The sequence below is a fragment of the Actinoplanes nipponensis genome, from assembly GCF_016862275.1.
Lineage (GTDB): Bacteria > Actinomycetota > Actinomycetes > Mycobacteriales > Micromonosporaceae > Actinoplanes > Actinoplanes nipponensis.
Genome location: NZ_BOMQ01000049.1, coordinates 1 through 15,734 on the forward strand (window position 1 = coordinate 1; position 15,734 = coordinate 15,734).

The following is a 15,734-nucleotide window of genomic DNA, read 5'->3' on the forward strand; positions in this document are numbered from 1 at the left end:
CTCGGCGAGGGCGCCGGGCGGCTCGGCGGGCGGGCCGAGCAGGTCGGCGATCAGGCCGGCGATCAGGGCCGCGCGGGCCGGCAGGGCGTCGACCAGCACGTGCTCGTCGTCCGCGTGCGCGCCGCCGCCGACCGCGCCCAGGCCGTCCAGGGTGGGCGTGCCGATGCCGGCGGTGAAGTTGCCGTCCGAGCCGCCGCCGACCGCCGCCCCTATCGGCTCCGGCAGGCCCAGGCGCCGCGCCACCTGGGCGGCGCGCCGCAGCAGGCCGGCCGATGCCGGGGCCGCCATCGGCGGGCGGTTGGGTCCACCGGTCAGCTCCAGCCGGGCGCCCGGCAGCACCGGGCGCAGCGACCGCAGCGCCGCGTCGACCCGGCCCTGCTCGGCGGCGTCGCGGACCCGCACGTCGACGGCGACCTCGGCGGTGGCGGGCACCGTGTTCGCCGAGCTGCCCGCCTCGGCCAGGGTCGGCGTGACGGTGGTGCCCCGGCCCGGATCGGCCAGCGCGGTCAGGGCCAGCACCTGGTGGGCCAGCTCCACGGTGGCGTTGACGCCGCGCTCCGGTTCCAGGCCGGCGTGCGCCGCCCGGCCGTGCACCCGGAGCCGGTACCGGGAGACGCCCTTGCGCTCGGTCTTGAGCGCGCCGCCGGCCGCGGCCGCCTCCAGCACCAGCGCCGCCGCGCACCCCGCGGCCTCGTCCTCGATCAGCCCGCGGGAGCTCGGCGAGCCGAGCTCCTCGTCGCTGGTGACCAGCAGGGTGACCCCGGCCGGGCCGCCCAGCTCGGCCAGCGCGTGCAGGGCCAGCACCAGGCCGGCCTTCATGTCGACGCAGCCGGGGCCGCGCAGCACCCCGTCGGTCACGGCGAACGGGTGGGTCGCCAGCGAGCCCAGCGGCCACACGGTGTCGTGGTGACCGAGCAGCAGCACCCGGGCCGGTCCGGGGCCGAACCGCCAGCGCAGATGGGTGCGGCCGCCCGCGAGGACCCGCTCGGGCGGCCGGCCCAGGCGCCGCTCGCCCAGGCCGGCCACGAGCTCGGTGCTGCGGGCCAGCGCGGCCGGATCCGACGACGGCGACTCGCACGTGACCAGCGCCTCGATGTCGGCCAGCAGGACGGGCAGCCGCCGCGCCATCCGGGTCACCAGATCCATGTCAGCTCACCTTCGCCGGTGACGATGGGCTCAGCCTAGGCCCCGGCCGCCCCGCCCGGGGACCGCCGGCGGAGGGCTTCGACCACCGATGTCGGTGGAAGGTCGAGAATGGCCGGACATCGAATGATCTCTTTGGCGGAACCTCGCGTATCTTGACGTACCGGCCGGTCCCGGCGGCCGGTCTCCCCACGGCAGGACACGAGATGGCTGACAAATTCGAGCGCGAGGACCCGGTGCTGGTCCGCCCGTACATCACCACCCAACCGGGCGACCGGCAGGTGCAGACGTGGCCGGCGACCGCCGATCTGCCCGAGGACGGCACCCCGCAGGCGGCGGGCGCCGCCGCGCCACCGCGGGCCGCCGACGCGGCCGCGAAGACCACCGCCCTGCGCCGCCAGCGGCTCGTGGTCCTGGCCGCCGTCGGTGCGCTCGCGATGCTCGGCGGCCTCGGCCTCTTCCTGCTGCGCCCGGCCGGCGACGACCATCTCCCCGCCACCGCCCGCCCGGCGCCGCCGGCGCCCGGGGCGAGCGGCTCACCGGCCGCGGCGCCGGCGGCCAGCGCGGCCACCATCAGCGTCGCGCCCAGCCCCGGCGCCGGCCGGTCCGCGGCCACCACCCCGCCGGCGACCCCGGCCACCACGGGCGCGGCGGTGGGCCCCGGCCAGGCGCCCGGCAACCCGCCGGCGTCCGGGGCTCCGGCCCCGACGCTGACGCCGCCCCCCGCCACGCCCCGGACCGGACCCGTCACCGCGGCCGGCGGGCGCTGCCTCAACCTGGGCGGCCTGCTCGCCCTGGACGGCACCCCGGTGCAGACCGCGGGCTGCGCCGACGTCAACTACCAGCGGTGGACGCTGGCCGCCGACGGCACGCTGCTGGTGGCCGGCCGGTGCGCCCGGGTGGCCGCCGACGCGACGGTCCGGATCGGCGGCTGCGACGACCAGCCGGCCGGCCAGTGGCGGGCCGGTCCGCACGGCTCGCTGGTCAACCCCGGGACCCGCCGCTGCCTGACCGATCCGGGCCGCCCGGCGGTCACCGTCACCGTCACCGACTGCACCGGCGCGGCCGACCAGGCCTGGACCCTGCCCTGACCGGCCCCGGGCCCGGCTATCGTTCGCCGGGTGCCCGCCCCGACGAACGACGCCGCCGGCCCGGACCGGATGGCCTGGCTCGACGGGTTGCGCGCGGTCGCCGTCCTGCTGGTGCTCTACGCCCACCTCAGCCGCGTGCTGTTCCGCGGGGCGCGGGCGGTCAGCGCCGAGTGGCTGCACGCCGGCACCGCCGGGGTCATGCTGTTCTTCCTGGTCAGCGGCTACATCATCCCGGCGTCGCTGGAACGGCACGGCAGCCTGCGCACGTTCTGGGTGAGCCGGCTGTGCCGCCTGCTGCCGCTGTACCTGGTGGTGGCGGCGCTCGTGGCGGCGCTGGGCGCCGGCGGGCTGCTGCCGCTCGACCCGGCGCTGGCGGCGGACCCGCTCACCGCCGCGGTGGCCCACGCGACCCTGCTGCCGCAGCTGCTCGGCGTGCCGCTGCTCACCCCGGTGCTCTGGACGCTCACCTTCGAGATGGCGTTCTACCTGCTGGTCGGCGCGATGTTCGCGGTACGGCGGCACGGGTCGGGCACCGTGCCCGCGGTGGTGCTGGCGGTCGCCGCCGTCGGCACGGCCCCGCTGGCGCCGAGGCTGCTCGCGCCGACGCCCGCCGCCGCCCGCGAGCTGACCCTGGTGGTCGCGGCGGCGCTGGTGCTCGGCCTGGGCGCGGTGGCCAGCGGGCGGCGCCCGGCCGTGGTCGCCGGCGCGCTGCTGCTGGGCGGCATCGCGGGCACGCTGCTGATCGCCGGCCAGGAACCGGCGCACGCCTGGGACGGGCTGCTGATCATCGCCGTGATGCTGGTCGGCACCGCCCTGCACCGCGCCGACCAGGGCCGGATCGGCTGGTGGCAGGCGGGACTGACGGCCGCGGTGGTGGCCGCCGCCCTGCTGGTGAACTGGTGGGCCGAGCTGGCCTCGCTCGGCGCGCTGACCCCGCGGTACGTGACCCGCTCGGTCGTCACGCTGGCCGTCTTCGGCGGCGCGTTCGCGCTGGGCCGGCTCACCCGGCGGTGGCCGGCCCCGCCCGGGCTGGCCCGCCTGGGCCTGCTCAGCTACTCCGTCTACCTGGTGCACTACGTGCTGATCGAGCTGCTGCGCCCGTGGCTGACCGGCCTGGGCGAGCGGTGGCCGGCCCTCGCGGAGGCGCCGGTGGCCGCGGCGTACCTGGCCGTGGTGGTGGGCGTCTCGGGGTTGACGTACCGGTTCGTGGAACTGCCCGGGCAGCGCCTCGGGCGCCGGGCCGCGCGGTGGATGACCGCGCGGTGGGGTTCGGACGCCCGGCCGGTGGGGCCGGGGACGCCTCAGCCGCCGAAGCGGGGCCTGCGCGCCATGGCCCGGTAGGCGGCGAGGGCGGCTCCGTCGGTGTCCGGCCGGAAGTTGTGCGGGCTGTCGCCCTGGGTGTCGGTGTCGAACCAGACCACGGCGCCGACCGCGGGGGTGTCCTCCACCCAGGAGGCGAGCTTGCGGATCCAGGCGGCCTTGCTCCCGCCGCCGTGGTCGACCGCGGCGGTCTCGCTCAGGATGATCGGCTTGCGTTCGCCGTACGCGGAGCACACCGCCCCGAACAGCGTCCGGGGCGACTCGGAGAAGAAGTCGTAGCCGGACACCCCGACCCAGTCGACGAACTCGTCGCCCGGGTAGTACCGGGTGAACCGGTTCCAGGACGTGTCCGGCGACGAGTTCCAGTTCGGGCTCCACACCCAGGCCACGTTGTCGGCGCCCTGCTCGCCGAAGATGCGGTGCAGCCGCCGCCAGGCCCTGACGTAGCCGCCCGGGTCCTGGCCGTTGTGGCTGCCGTCCCACTCGAACCAGTCGCCGTTCATCTCCCAGCCCCACCGCAGCAGGATCGGGCGCCTCATGCCGGCCAGCCGGCGGGCCACCCGGGCGATGACCCGGTCGGACGAGCCGTCGTTGATCTGCCGGTACGGCGCCCCGTGCCACGACACCATCAGCGTGCTGGCGGCGGCCACGGCGGGCTCCGACGACGGCACGTAGCCGTCCCACGGGTAGAACACGTGCACGATGCGCTGCTCGCGGCCCAGTTGCCGGCGGCGCAGGGCCAGGCTCTGGCCGAGCGACCGGCCGCTCAGGGCCAGATAGGAGCCGAACATCGCCTTGCCGGCCGTCGCGGGCACGGGGCCGCCACGCGCCGGGGCGGCCTTCTTCGGGGCCGACGGTGACGGTGTGGCGCTGGGCGGGCCGGACGACGGCACGGCGGCGGTCGAGACGACCGGCCCGGCCGAGGACGGCACCGGGACAGCCGCGGTGGCGGCACCCGCCGCGGACGGCGGGGCCGGCGCGGACGGCGCGGTGGAGCAGGCGGCCGGCAGCGCGAGGGCCGCCAGCGCCAGCAGCCGGCGACGGGGCAGCCCGCGGCCGCCCGGGGGTTCGGCGGTCATGGTGGGCTTCCTTTCGTCGGCAGCCGGACGCGGCGGTCGCGTCCGGCTCCACGATGCCCGCCGCGCCCGCCACAGGCGTCGGCCGATCGCCTCCATAACGTGGCTGACCAGGTCTTTTACCGGAGCACAGCCCGGTCAGGCGGGGCCGGCCGGGCAGCAAAGCGACAGCCGCCGCCGATGCCGCGTACCGGGCGAAGCCCCGCAACGGCCGCTAATCGCCGGTGCGGGCCTCGAGGGCCCGGACCACCGCCGCCATGTCCTCGCCGCCGTGCCCGAGCGCCAGCGTCTCCCCGAACAGCTGATGGCAGGCGTCCAGCAGCGGGGTGGCGACCCCGGCGGCCCGGGCCGCCTCGGCGATCAGCCGGTTGTTCATCAGCACGTCCCGGATCGCCGCCTGCACGGCGAAGTCCCGGCTCACCAGCTTCGCGGCCTTGCCCCGGGAGACGGCGCTGGCCATCGGGCCGGCGTCGAGCACGCCGCGCAGCCGCTCCAGGTCGAGGCCCTGCCGCTGCGCGAAGTGGGTCGCCTCGGCCAGCCCGGTGACCATGGTGATCAGGAAGAGGTTGACCGCCAGCTTCATCAGCAGCGCCTGCGGGACCGGGCCGCACCCGACCACCTCGCGGCACATCGGGGCGAGCAGGGGGCGTACCCGGGCCACCGCCGCGTCGTCGCCGGCCACCATCGCGACCAGCTCGCCGGCGGCGGCCGGGAGCCGCGAGCCCGACACCGGGGCCTCCACGTAGCAGCCGCCCGCCGCCACGATGTCGGCCTCCAGCGCCGCCGAATACTCCGGCGCGGTGGTGCCCATGTGGACGATCGTGTGCCCGCGCACCAGCTCAGGAAAGCCGGGCCCGCCGCGGCCCAGGACCGCGTCGATCGCCTCGCGGTCGGCCAGCATCATCAGCACCGTGCGGGCCCGGGCGAAGACGTCCGCCGGCCGGGCCGCGGCGCTCACCCCGGGGACCGGCCGGGGGGTACGCGACCAGGCGACGACCGGCACGCCGGCGGCGGCCAGGTTGCCGGCCATCGGCTCGCCCATGATGCCCAGGCCCAGGAAACCCACGTTCTCGCTGTGCTCCATGGCCGTACCGTAGAACGATCACCGCCGTCCCGGCGCGGGCCAATCCGCGGATCGCGGCGTGCGATCGGGTCAGGCCGGCCGGTGCGGCTCCCCGGCTCCGGGAACGGTTCCCGCGGCGGCGGCATCACCGCCGAGCCGGGCCGGCCGACGGCTCACCGCGATGACCGCGGCGGCGAGCAGCAGGCAGCCGACGGCGCCGAGGGCGAGCCGGGCCGGCTGGTGCACCACCCACTGCGGGATGTCCCGCGCCGGCACCACGACCGCGCCGGCGAAGGCGCCGACGAGCCCGAGGTACGACCCGGTCATGAACTGCCGGTGCACGGCCGGCCGGTGGGTCAGCGCGCCCCAGAGGCCGATCGACAACGTGACGAAGGTGAACGCGGACAGCCCGTGGATCCAGCTGAAGTGGCCCGGGCGCAGCTCCCGGATGGCGAATGAACTGAGGATCGTCCCGTACATCGCGACGACCCACACCCGGCCCACCCAGCGGTGCGCCCGGTCGCCGCGCACGCGCCGGACCAGGTTGTACGCCCCCAGCGCCAGCGCGACGGTGGCGCCGCTGGCGTGCAGCCCGATAACAACGTTATTCGCCATAACACCGTTATAGTGGAGCCCGTGCCCGCCGTCAACGGACCAGACCTGACCGCCCGCCTGGTCGACGAGGCCGCGCGCCTGCTCCTGGAGCACGGACCGGCCGGGCTGTCGCTCCGCAAGCTCGCGGCCAGTGTGGGCGTGTCGACGATGCCGGTCTACACGCTGTTCGGCGACAAGCAGGGCCTGCTGGCCGCCATGCACCGGGAGGGCTTCCGCCGACTGGGCGCGGCCCTGGGCGCCGTCCCGCGGACCGACGACCCCCTGGCCGACGTGATCGCCCTGGGCGTCGCGTACCGGCGCGCGGCCCTGGCCAGCCCGCACCTGTACGGGCTGATGTTCGGCCGGATGGCGCCCGAGTTCAGCCCGGCCGCGGACGACCGGGCCGCCGCCGACGCGACCTACCAGCCGCTGGTGGAGGCGGTGGCGCGCTGTCAGCGGGCGGGCGTCTTCACCGGGGACGAGCCGCACCGGATCGCGCTGCATCTGTGGGCGGTCTCGCACGGCATGGTCAACCTGGAGCTGAACGGGCAACTGCCGGACGTGGGCGCGCCCGAGGAGGCCTACCTGGAGGCCCTGGGGTACGCCGGCATGCCGTTCCTCAGCTGACGACGGCGGCCGGGGTCAGCCGCGGCCGTTGGCGTAGACCGCGCGGAACCCCAGGTGGTCCGACAGGGCCGTCCAGCGCGACGCCCGCATCAGCCGTTCCGCGCTGTCGATCTTGCCGCCGTTGACCAGGGTGTTGAGCACCACGGTCTCGAAGGCGGCCGACTCCACCCAGTCGATCGACTTGGTGAAGCCGCAGAGCATCGCCGCCTTGGTCTCGTGCAGGAAGTCCTTCAGCACCCGGTCGGAGGCGCGCAGCACCGAGCAGCTGCCGAAGTACAGGATCCGGCCGGCGCACCGCCCCGACATCCAGGCGGCGATCTCGTCCAGCTCGACCGTCTGCTTGCTGGTCAGGCACAGCTGGGTCGGCTGGCCGTGCAGCGCGAAGAAGCCGACCTTGTAGTCGGCGTACTTGCGGGACAGCCAGGTGTCCAGGTAGTAGTGCAGCTCCTCGGCGGTGGCCGTGTCCCGGTGGATGTAGCGGATGCTGTTGAGCCGTTCGAGCAGTTCGAGGGTGGGCAGCACGGACCCGCGGCTGTTGAGGTCGTCCTCCCACTGGCCCTCGACGCAGAACACTCCCCCGGCCTTGGCCACGACTCCCCCTGACAGCTCGGCACGAAAGGCCGACGCTAGCCCACCCGGCGCCGCCCGCGCGGGACCGGCCGACCTATCGGGCAAATGCCCCGCGCGTCGGTGACACGCACCTCGAAGTGCGTACTGAACGATCTCCGTTTCCCGACGCATGATGGACCGGTGACCGACGAGAACAAGACGCCGAGACCCGCGCCGGCGGGACGGGTGGCTGAGGTGGCCGGCGTGCTGGTGGAGATCTGGTCCGACATCGTGTGCCCGTGGTGCTACATCGGCAAGCGGCGGTTCGAGACCGCCCTCGCCGCATTCGAGCACGCCGACGACGTCGAGGTGCGGTGGCGCAGCTTCCAGCTCGACCCGTCGTTCCCCCGGGGCACGGCCGAGCCGGTGTACGACTCGCTGGCCACGAAGTTCGGCGGCTCGCGGGAGCAGGTCAGGGCCATGACGGCGCAGGTCGCTGCGCTGGCCGCGGCCGAGGGCCTGCACTACGACTTCGACCGCGCGGTGAGCGTCAACACCTTCGACGCGCACCGGCTGATCCACCTGGCCCAGGCGCACGGGCTCGGCCCGCAGGCGCACGAGCGGCTGATGCGGGCCAACCTGATCGAGGGCGTGACCCTCGACACCCCCGCGCTGGTCGCGCTGGGCGCGGAGATCGGCGTGCCGGCGGCCGCGGCCGAACGGGTGCTGGCCGGCGACGACTACACCGCCGACGTCCAGGACGACATCCGCCAGGCCCGCCGGTACGGCGCCACCGGCGTGCCGTTCTTCGTGCTGAACAGCGCCTACGGCGTCTCCGGGGCCCAGTCCGCCGAGGTGTTCGGCCAGGCCCTGCGGACCGCGTACGAGGCCGCCCCGGCGCGCTAGCTCAGAGCAGCCCGGACCGCCGCCACAGGGCCAGGCCGGGGCCGCCGATCAGGTCCAGCTCGCGCAGGTAGGCCACGATCCGCTCGCCCGCCCAGCGCATCGTCTCGCGGTGGTGGGGGTTGGCCCGGGCCGCCCGCCGGCCCACCTCCGGGTCGATCCCGACCGCCCGGTAGACCTCCGGCGCGATGATCCGCGTCCCGATCAGGTACGCCGCCCGGGCGATCACCACCCGGTCGAAGGCCAGCCGCCGGGTGCCCGCGGCGCGCACCTGCCGGGCGAGCTCCTCGCGGGCGTACCGCACGTGCCGGGCCTCCTCGATGACGTGGATCCGCGACACCATCCGGACCAGCGGCTGCACCGTCTCGTCGGCGGCGGCCTCGCGCTGCAGCGCGTCCAGGATCTCCTCGGCGATGAGGATCGCCGCGTACATCCGGGGGCCGGTGGCGGTCGCGGCGATCCACTTGCCGAGCACGTCGTCGAAGGCGCCCACCCGATAGACCGGGCAGTCCAGCTTGGCGATCATCCGGCCGAACATGACCGAGTGGCGGCACTCGTCGGCCACCTCGGTCAGCGCGTACTGGGCGTGCGCGGCGGTCGGGTCGGCGCGGTAGTACTCGCGGATCAGCAGCTGCATGAGGATGGTCTCGAACCACACCCCGAGCCCGGCGATGCTGGCCACCTCGTGCCGGGTCAGGGCAATCCGCTGGTCGCGGCTGAGCCCGTCCCACAGCGCGGTGCCGTAGAGGCTGGACCGGCGCTCCGGGGTGAAGAACCGGTCGGCCGCCAGGGGCGCGTCCCAGTCGATCTCGACGTGCGGGTCGTACGAGTGCTCGGCCGACGAGCGCAGCAGCCGGGTCGCGGTCCGGTCGCGGTCGGAGACGACCATGGAGACCTCCAGGGGGTTGACGTTACCGGAAGTAACAGCTACTTCTCGTACTATGAATGCTGTCGATGAGGGCGTCAACCGTCCCGACGGGCGCAGCCGCCGCTGGGCCGACCACCGCGAGCGGCGCCGCGCCGAGCTCGTCGAGGCGGTGATCGCGGCCATCCGGGAGCTCGGGCCGGAGCCCGGCATCGACGCGGTCGCCGCGCACGCCGGGGTCAGCAAGCCCGTGCTCTACCGCTACTTCGCGGACAAGTCCGGGCTGTGGCTGGCCGTCGGCCGGCAGGCCGCGACCGCGGTGGTCGAGGCCATCGCGCCGGCGGTCGCCGCCGTGCGGGAGGAACGCGACGTGGTGGCCGCCGCCATCGACGCGTACCTGACCGTCATCGAGGCGGACCCGCACGTGTACCGCTTCGTGGTGCACCAGCGCGGCATCGCCCGCGACACCGACGTGGTCGCCGACGCGATGGACACCGTGGCCAGCGGGCTGGCCCGGATCGTCGGGGACCGGTTGCGGGCGCTGGGCCTGGACGCCGGGCCGGCGCTGCCGTGGGCGTACGGGATCGTGGGTTACGTGCACACCGTCGCCGACTGGTGGCTGCGGCAGCAGCAGCCGATCAGCCGCGGCGCCCTGGCCGACTACCTGACGACGTTCCTGTGGGGCGGCATCGCGGGTATCCGCGCGGCGGCCGACACCCCGGGCGGGCTGGCGGTGAGCGGGCGGTGAGCGACGACGAGGAGTACCGGGGCGAGGCGGTCATCGAGACCGGCGAGCTGAGCGTCACCGTGACCGTGCGGCTGTCGGCGCGCTTCGAGCCGCTGGAGGGGCGCTACCGCTGGGCCGGCCGGGCCGCGCCGGACGACACCCTGACCGCCCAGCTGCGGGCCGGGCTGCGGGAGGCCACCGTCCGGATCGGCGGCGTGCCGGCCCTGGCCCGCCTCGGCGAGCCGGACCCGTGGGGCGGCGTACGCCTCACCGGGACCGGCCGCCCGCCGTGGCAGGCCGCCGCCGCGGGCTGAACCGGCGTCTCACCGGCTCCGGGCGGCCGCGGTGGCCCGCAGCGCGCGCGGGCTCAGGCCGAACCAGCGCCGCGCGGCCCGGCTCAGCGCGGACTGCTCGGTCAGCCCGACCATGGCCGTGACCTGGGTGAACGGCAGGTCGGTCTGGGTGATCAGGCGGGCCGCGGTGGCCCGGCGGACCTCGTCGAGGATGGCCTCGAAGGTGGTCCCCTCGGCCGCCAGCCGGCGCTGCAGCGTGCGCGGGTGGGTCCGCAGCAGGCGCGCGACCGCGCCCACCTCGACCGGCGAGGTGCCCAGCGCCTGGCTCAGCAGCAGCCGCACCCGGTCGGCGACCGCGCGGCCGGGCGCCGGGAAGTGGCTGGTGATGTAGTCGACGGCGATGTCGCGCAACACCTGGTTGCCGCCCGGCACCGGCATGGCGGCCAGCCCGGCGGGCACCCGCAGCACCGCGTCCGGCCGGTCGAACCGCACGTCGGCGCCGAAGAACCCGGTGTAGCTGCCGGGCGGGGCCAGCGCGGCGTGCGGCAGGTGCACCGAGCGCAGGCCGTACGGCCCGCCGTGCAGCAGCACGATGATCCGGTGGAACAGGCCCAGCCCCAGGTCGACCACCTGCGGCGGGAGCGGCTCGGCCTCGGTGCCGCGGTACAGCAGGCCGACCACCCCGGGCCGGCCGGCCGGGTCGGGGATCTGCGAGACGGTCAGCGCCGGGCTGTGCACGAACAGGAACCGGTTCGCGGTGTCCAGCGCGGCGCCGAACGTCGGCGAGTTCTCGATGGCCAGCGCGAGCGGGCCCAGCACGGTGGCGTTCTGCTGCCCGGCCAGGCGCAGGCCCAGGTCGGGGCAGCCGAGCTCCGCCGCGGCGGTCTCCAGGATCTGGGCGGCCGCCGGCGACGGGACCACCGCGTCGTCGGAGTCCAGGGCCGGTGCGGGCACCCGGAACCGGGCGAGCAGCGCGGCGCCGTCCCCGCCGAGGGCGTCCACCAGCGCGGGCAGGCCGCGCAGGGATGCGGCCCGGACCATGGAATCCATGCCGCAGGATAGCCAGTGTGTCGCGCAGGGGTAAATGAGTGTCGCGCCGGGACAAGTCGGCCGCCGCCCCGGTGACCGAGACTGGCGCCATGGCCGAACACTTCGACGTGCTCATCATCGGCGCCGGCCTGTCCGGCATCGGCGCGGCGTGGCGGCTGCAGCAGCAGCGCCCGGGCGCCAGCTACGCCGTCCTCGAGGCCCGCTCCGCCATCGGCGGCACGTGGGACCTGTTCCGCTACCCGGGGGTCCGCTCCGACTCCGACATGTTCACGCTCAGCTACCCGTTCCGGCCCTGGCAGGGCGACCGGTCGCTGGCGTCCGGCGAGAGCATCCGCCGGTACATCCAGGACACGGCGGACGAGGGCGGCATCACGCCGCACATCCGCTTCTCCGCCCGGGTGGTCGCGGCCGACTGGACCGCCGACCACTGGACCGTCCGGCTGGCCGGCGGCGAGACCCTGACCTGCGCCTTCCTGTACGCGTGCGCCGGCTACTACGACTACGCCGGCGGCCACCAGCCCGACTTCGCCGGGCTGGAGGACTACACCGGGCGGTTCGTGCACCCGCAGTCCTGGCCGGCCGACCTGGACTACGCCGGCCGGCGCGTGGTGGTCATCGGCAGCGGGGCCACCGCCGTGACGCTGGTGCCCGCGATGGCCGGCACCGCCGCGCACGTCACCATGCTCCAGCGCTCACCGTCGTACCTGACCGTGCTGCCCGGCCGGGACGTGGTCGCCGACCTGCTGCGCCGCCGGCTGCCCGCCCGGGTCGCGCACAAGGTCGCCCGGGCCAAGAACATCCTGCTCACCCAGGGCTTCTACCAGCTCGCCCGGCGCCGCCCGGAACGCGTCAAGGCCCTGCTGCGCCGCTTCGCCGTCCAGCACCTGGCCGACGCGGCCTACGTCGACGAGCACTTCACCCCCACCTACCAGCCGTGGGACCAGCGGCTGTGCGTGATCCCGGACGCCGACCTGTTCGAGGCCATCAAGGCCGGCGCCGCCTCGGTGGTGACCGACCACATCGACCGGTTCGTGCCCGAGGGCATCCGGCTGCGCTCCGGCCGCACGCTGGAGGCCGACGTGGTGGTCTCCGCCACCGGCCTGTCGCTGCTGCCGATCGGCGGGGTCACCCTCACCGTCGACGGCCGCCCGGTGGATCCCGGCCGCCATGTCGCCTACCGCGGGGTGATGCTCAGCAGCGTGCCGAACTTCGCCTACTGCATCGGCTACACCAACGCCTCCTGGACGCTGCGGGCCGACCTGTCGCACCGCTACGTCTGCCGGCTGCTGAGCTACCTGGACCGCACCGGCTACGTCGCCGCCACCCCGAAGGAGACGCCCGGCAACCGGCGGCCGCTGCTCGACCTCAGCTCGGGCTACGTGCAGCGGGCGCTGGACCGCTTCCCGCAGCAGGGCGACAAGGACCCGTGGACGGTCCGGCAGAACTACCTGCTCGACGTGCTCACCACCCCGCGCGCCGACGTGCGCCGGGACATGACGTTCAGCCGGTCGACCGCACCCGTGCTCGAGGAGATCCGATGACGCGCCTGACCCCGTACCGTTTCGCCGGCCGCACGGCCGTGCTGACCGGCGCCGCCAGCGGCATCGGCGAGCAGCTGGCCCACGGGCTGGCCGCCCGCGGCAGCGACCTGGTGCTCGTCGACCGGGACGCGCTGCGCCTCGACGCGGTCGCCGAGCAGATCCGCGCCGCCCACCCCGGCCGCACGGTCGAGACGCTGGTCGCCGACCTGAGCGACCGGGCGGCCGTGGTCGGCGCCGCCGAGGGCATCCGCGAGCGGCATCCCGAGATCGGGCTGCTGATCAACAACGCCGGGATGGCCCTCGGCGGGCGCTTCGACCAGGTCGACCTGGCCCAGTTCGAGCAGGTGATGGCGGTCAACTTCACCGCCCCGCTGCTGCTCATCCATCACCTGCTGCCGGCGCTGACCGCCGCGCCCGGCGGCCACCTGGTCAACGTCTCCAGCCTGTACGGGATCATCGCGCCGCCCGGACAGTCGGCCTACAGCGCGAGCAAGTTCGCGCTGCGCGGGCTCAGCGAGGTGCTGCGCGGCGAGCTGCTCGAGTCCGGGGTGGGCGTGACGACCGTGCACCCGGGCGGCATCCGCACCCGCATCGCGGAGAGTGCGCTGATCGGCGCGAAGGTGCCCGCCGCCGACGTCGAGCCGCAGCAGCGGGTCTTCGCGGCGCTGCTGACGTACCCGCCGGAGAAGGCGGCCCGGGAGATCCTCGACGCGGTCCAGCGGCGGCGCGCCCGGCTGCTGATCGCCGCCAGCGCGAAGATCCCCGACGTGCTGGCCCGGCTGCTGCCGGTCAGCCACATGCGGGTCATCGGCCGGCTGACCGCGACGGCCGGCCGCCGCGCCCGGACGGCGGTGACCAGGTGATCACCGAGCTGACCGTGCGGGGCGCGCGCATCCGGGTCCGGTGCGGCGGCGACCCGGCCCGCCCGCCGGTGCTGATGCTGCACGGCATCGGCCGCAGCCTGGAGGACTGGGACCCGCAGCACGACCGGCTGGCCGGCGACCACCGGGTGATCAGCGCCGACCTGCCCGGCTTCGGGCTGTCCGAGCCGCTGCCGGGCCGGGTGACGCTGGCCGGGCTGGCCGAGGGGGTGGCCGCCACGCTGGACGCGCTCGGTGAGCACCGGCCGCTGCACGTCATGGGCAATTCGCTGGGCGGCGCGGTGGCGATGCGGCTGCTCGTGACGCAACCCGAGCGGGTCGCCACCCTGACCCTGGTCAACAGCGCCGGCTTCGGCAAGGAGGTGACACTGGCCCTGCGCATCCTGGCCGTTCCGGGACTCGGGAAGCCATTGTTGCGGCGCCTTGACGCGCGGGCCGCGTACCGGATCGAACGCAGCCTGTTCCACGACCGGGCGCACGTGACGCAGGAGCGGGTCGAGCTGGCCCTGCGGGTCGCCGCCCGGCCGCACCACGCCCGGGTCTACCTGGAGACGGCGCGCGAGCTGGGCACCCTGCGCGGTGTCCGGGCGCCCTGGCGGGAAGCGCTGCTCAGCCAGGTGGCGGAGCACCCCCGCCCGGCTCTGATCGTCTGGGGCGAGCGGGACCTGATCCTGCCGGCCGCCCACCTGGCGGCCGCCCGCAAGGCGTTCCCGCACGCCACCACGCACCTGTTCCCGGACACCGGGCACATGCCCCAGATCGAGCGCGCGGACGATTTCGCCGACCTCATCCGGCTTTTCCTGGCGGCCCATTCCCCGGCGATTTAGCGGACCGTCAGCACCCCCTTCCGGAGAGCCATAGGGCATTGGCGCGGGCCATTTAGGATGCGTTCCGCACGTCTTGCCGCCCCGCCGCTCCCGCCGGAAGGACCGCACTTTTGCGACCACGCTCCGTCACGATGCTGCTGGTGGTGCTCCTGCCGGCGGTGCTCGCCGGGCTGCTGGCGGGCCCGGGCGCCCCGGCGCGGGCCGCCGGGCCGCCGCCCGCGATCGCCAACGGTCAGGACGTGCCGCCGGGCCGGTACGGCTTCGCGGTCAAGCTCACCATGACCGGCATCCCGACCCCGGGCGGCGGGCGCCGGGACAGCTCGTGCACGGGCGCGCTCGTCGCCCCCCGCTGGGTGATCACCGCCGGGCACTGCTTCAAGACCAGCCAGGGCGCCCACGTGTCCCGGCTCGTGGCCCGGCTGACCACCGCCACCGCCGGGCGGACCGACCTCACCGGCACCGCCGGGCACCGGGTCGAGGTCGTCGCGGTACGCCAGTCCCCGACCACCGACGTGGCGCTGGCCAAGCTGGCCCGGCCGATCACCGACATCACCCCGGTCCGGCTGAGCCGCACGCCGCCGCGGATCGGGGCGATCGTCCGGCTCGCCGGGTACGGCCTGACGGTCGACGACGACGAGTCGAGCCTGGCCACCCGTTTGCAGACCGGCCAGTTCAAGGTGGTCTCGCTGGCCCGCGGGTACGTCGGCATGACCGGCCACGCCCCCCGGGCCACCACCAGCCCCTGCGCGCACGACTCCGGCGGCCCGTACTTCACCCAGCGCGGCGACGAGGCGGCGGTGCTGGTGTCGGTGGTCAGCCACGGGCCGTCGTGCCCGCACGCGCGGGTGGACCTGAGCGGGCGCATCGACACCATCGCCGGCTGGATCACCGGCATCGTCGGCCGGCCCGCCCCGTCCGGCTCCCGGTCCCCCGCCGCCGCCCGGCCCTCCGCACGGCCCTCCGGCCGGCCCTCCGGCCCGGCGCCGAGCCCACCCGCCGCGGGCGGCAGCGCACTGGTCAGCGGCGACGAGGGCCCGGGCGCCGACCCGGCGGTCCGCACCGCGCTGGCGGCGATCGTCATCGCCGGGTTCGGCGGGGTGCTCGCGCTGGTGCTCGGCAACCGCCGGCGCCGGCGCAGCCACCCCCGCAGCGGCGTCCGCCGGCACCGCCGGTGACACCGCCCC

General features: G+C 75.6%; 17 protein-coding genes. 10 read left to right on the forward strand and 7 right to left on the reverse strand.

All coding sequences use genetic code 11. The features are described 5' to 3' along the window. Nucleotides 1-1,146: M20 family metallopeptidase (locus Ani05nite_RS19855; protein ID WP_239130353.1), on the reverse strand; the 1,146-nt coding region annotated here is incomplete at its 3' end. A gap of 203 nt (nt 1,147-1,349) precedes the next feature. Between Ani05nite_RS19855 and Ani05nite_RS41910 the strand changes: the two genes are divergently transcribed. Further along, complete coding sequence (locus tag Ani05nite_RS41910) at nt 1,350-2,234, forward strand: ricin-type beta-trefoil lectin domain protein (protein WP_203770248.1); 885 nt, start codon at nt 1,350-1,352, stop codon at nt 2,232-2,234. Between the two features lie 30 nt (nt 2,235-2,264). After that, a complete protein-coding gene (locus Ani05nite_RS19865) occupies nt 2,265-3,575 on the forward strand; it encodes an acyltransferase family protein (protein WP_203770250.1) in 1,311 nt (436 codons plus the stop codon). Here Ani05nite_RS19865 and Ani05nite_RS19870 read toward each other — a convergent pair. The 3 genes from Ani05nite_RS19870 to Ani05nite_RS19880 form a co-directional block, all read right to left on the reverse strand. Continuing rightward, nucleotides 3,536-4,633 (reverse strand): glycoside hydrolase family 26 protein, encoded by a 1,098-nt coding sequence (locus Ani05nite_RS19870; RefSeq protein WP_203770252.1) that lies wholly within the window; start codon nt 4,631-4,633, stop codon nt 3,536-3,538. The genes Ani05nite_RS19865 and Ani05nite_RS19870 overlap by 40 nt on opposite strands. A 211-nt stretch (nt 4,634-4,844) precedes the next feature. Next, nucleotides 4,845-5,714, reverse strand: a complete 870-nt coding sequence (locus Ani05nite_RS19875; protein ID WP_203770253.1) for an NAD(P)-dependent oxidoreductase — start codon at nt 5,712-5,714, stop codon at nt 4,845-4,847. Between the two features lie 69 nt (nt 5,715-5,783). Further along, on the reverse strand, nt 5,784-6,308 hold the full coding sequence (locus Ani05nite_RS19880) for a DUF2306 domain-containing protein (protein WP_203770254.1): 525 nt from the start codon (nt 6,306-6,308) through the stop codon (nt 5,784-5,786). 21 nt (nt 6,309-6,329) lie between these two features. Here Ani05nite_RS19880 and Ani05nite_RS19885 point away from each other — a divergent pair, with 21 nt between their 5' ends. After that, on the forward strand, nt 6,330-6,914 hold the full coding sequence (locus Ani05nite_RS19885) for a TetR/AcrR family transcriptional regulator (protein WP_203770255.1): 585 nt from the start codon (nt 6,330-6,332) through the stop codon (nt 6,912-6,914). A 15-nt stretch (nt 6,915-6,929) separates the two neighbouring features. Here the strand turns inward: Ani05nite_RS19885 and Ani05nite_RS19890 are convergent, their stop codons facing one another. Then, entirely contained in the window at nt 6,930-7,505 is a 576-nt protein-coding gene (locus Ani05nite_RS19890) for a DUF6642 family protein (protein ID WP_203770256.1), read from the reverse strand. A gap of 159 nt (nt 7,506-7,664) precedes the next feature. On the opposite strand from Ani05nite_RS19890, the gene Ani05nite_RS19895 reads away from it, so the two are divergent. After that, nucleotides 7,665-8,369, forward strand: coding sequence for a DsbA family oxidoreductase (locus Ani05nite_RS19895; protein WP_239130364.1), 705 nt, complete (start codon nt 7,665-7,667; stop codon nt 8,367-8,369). Nucleotide 8,370: 1 nt separating this feature from the next. Here the strand turns inward: Ani05nite_RS19895 and Ani05nite_RS19900 are convergent, their stop codons facing one another. Further along, nucleotides 8,371-9,255, reverse strand: a complete 885-nt coding sequence (locus tag Ani05nite_RS19900; protein ID WP_203770257.1) for an AurF N-oxygenase family protein — start codon at nt 9,253-9,255, stop codon at nt 8,371-8,373. Between the two features lie 52 nt (nt 9,256-9,307). Here Ani05nite_RS19900 and Ani05nite_RS19905 point away from each other — a divergent pair, with 52 nt between their 5' ends. Next, the gene (locus Ani05nite_RS19905; RefSeq protein ID WP_203770259.1) at nt 9,308-9,979 is read left to right on the forward strand and encodes a TetR family transcriptional regulator; all 672 of its coding nucleotides are present in this window, start codon (nt 9,308-9,310) and stop codon (nt 9,977-9,979) included. Beyond that, nucleotides 9,976-10,272, forward strand: a complete 297-nt coding sequence (locus Ani05nite_RS19910; protein WP_203770261.1) for a DUF4873 domain-containing protein — start codon at nt 9,976-9,978, stop codon at nt 10,270-10,272. Before Ani05nite_RS19905 ends, Ani05nite_RS19910 begins: the two co-directional genes overlap by 4 nt. A 9-nt stretch (nt 10,273-10,281) precedes the next feature. Here Ani05nite_RS19910 and Ani05nite_RS19915 read toward each other — a convergent pair whose 3' ends face one another. Further along, on the reverse strand, nt 10,282-11,301 hold the full coding sequence (locus Ani05nite_RS19915; RefSeq protein WP_239130367.1) for an AraC family transcriptional regulator: 1,020 nt from the start codon (nt 11,299-11,301) through the stop codon (nt 10,282-10,284). 89 nt (nt 11,302-11,390) lie between these two features. Here Ani05nite_RS19915 and Ani05nite_RS19920 point away from each other — a divergent pair, with 89 nt between their 5' ends. From Ani05nite_RS19920 to Ani05nite_RS19935, 4 genes are all read left to right on the forward strand, one after another. After that, nucleotides 11,391-12,842: a flavin-containing monooxygenase gene (locus Ani05nite_RS19920; RefSeq protein WP_203770263.1), complete on the forward strand. Its 1,452-nt coding sequence runs from the start codon at nt 11,391-11,393 to the stop codon at nt 12,840-12,842. After that, entirely contained in the window at nt 12,839-13,705 is an 867-nt protein-coding gene (locus Ani05nite_RS19925; RefSeq protein ID WP_377882824.1) for an SDR family NAD(P)-dependent oxidoreductase, read from the forward strand. Before Ani05nite_RS19920 ends, Ani05nite_RS19925 begins: the two co-directional genes overlap by 4 nt. After that, the gene (locus Ani05nite_RS19930) at nt 13,702-14,550 is read left to right on the forward strand and encodes an alpha/beta fold hydrolase (protein WP_239130370.1); all 849 of its coding nucleotides are present in this window, start codon (nt 13,702-13,704) and stop codon (nt 14,548-14,550) included. Before Ani05nite_RS19925 ends, Ani05nite_RS19930 begins: the two co-directional genes overlap by 4 nt. Before the next feature lie 110 nt (nt 14,551-14,660). Further along, on the forward strand, nt 14,661-15,725 hold the full coding sequence (locus Ani05nite_RS19935; protein ID WP_239130373.1) for a S1 family peptidase: 1,065 nt from the start codon (nt 14,661-14,663) through the stop codon (nt 15,723-15,725). Nucleotides 15,726-15,734 lie beyond the last annotated feature (9 nt).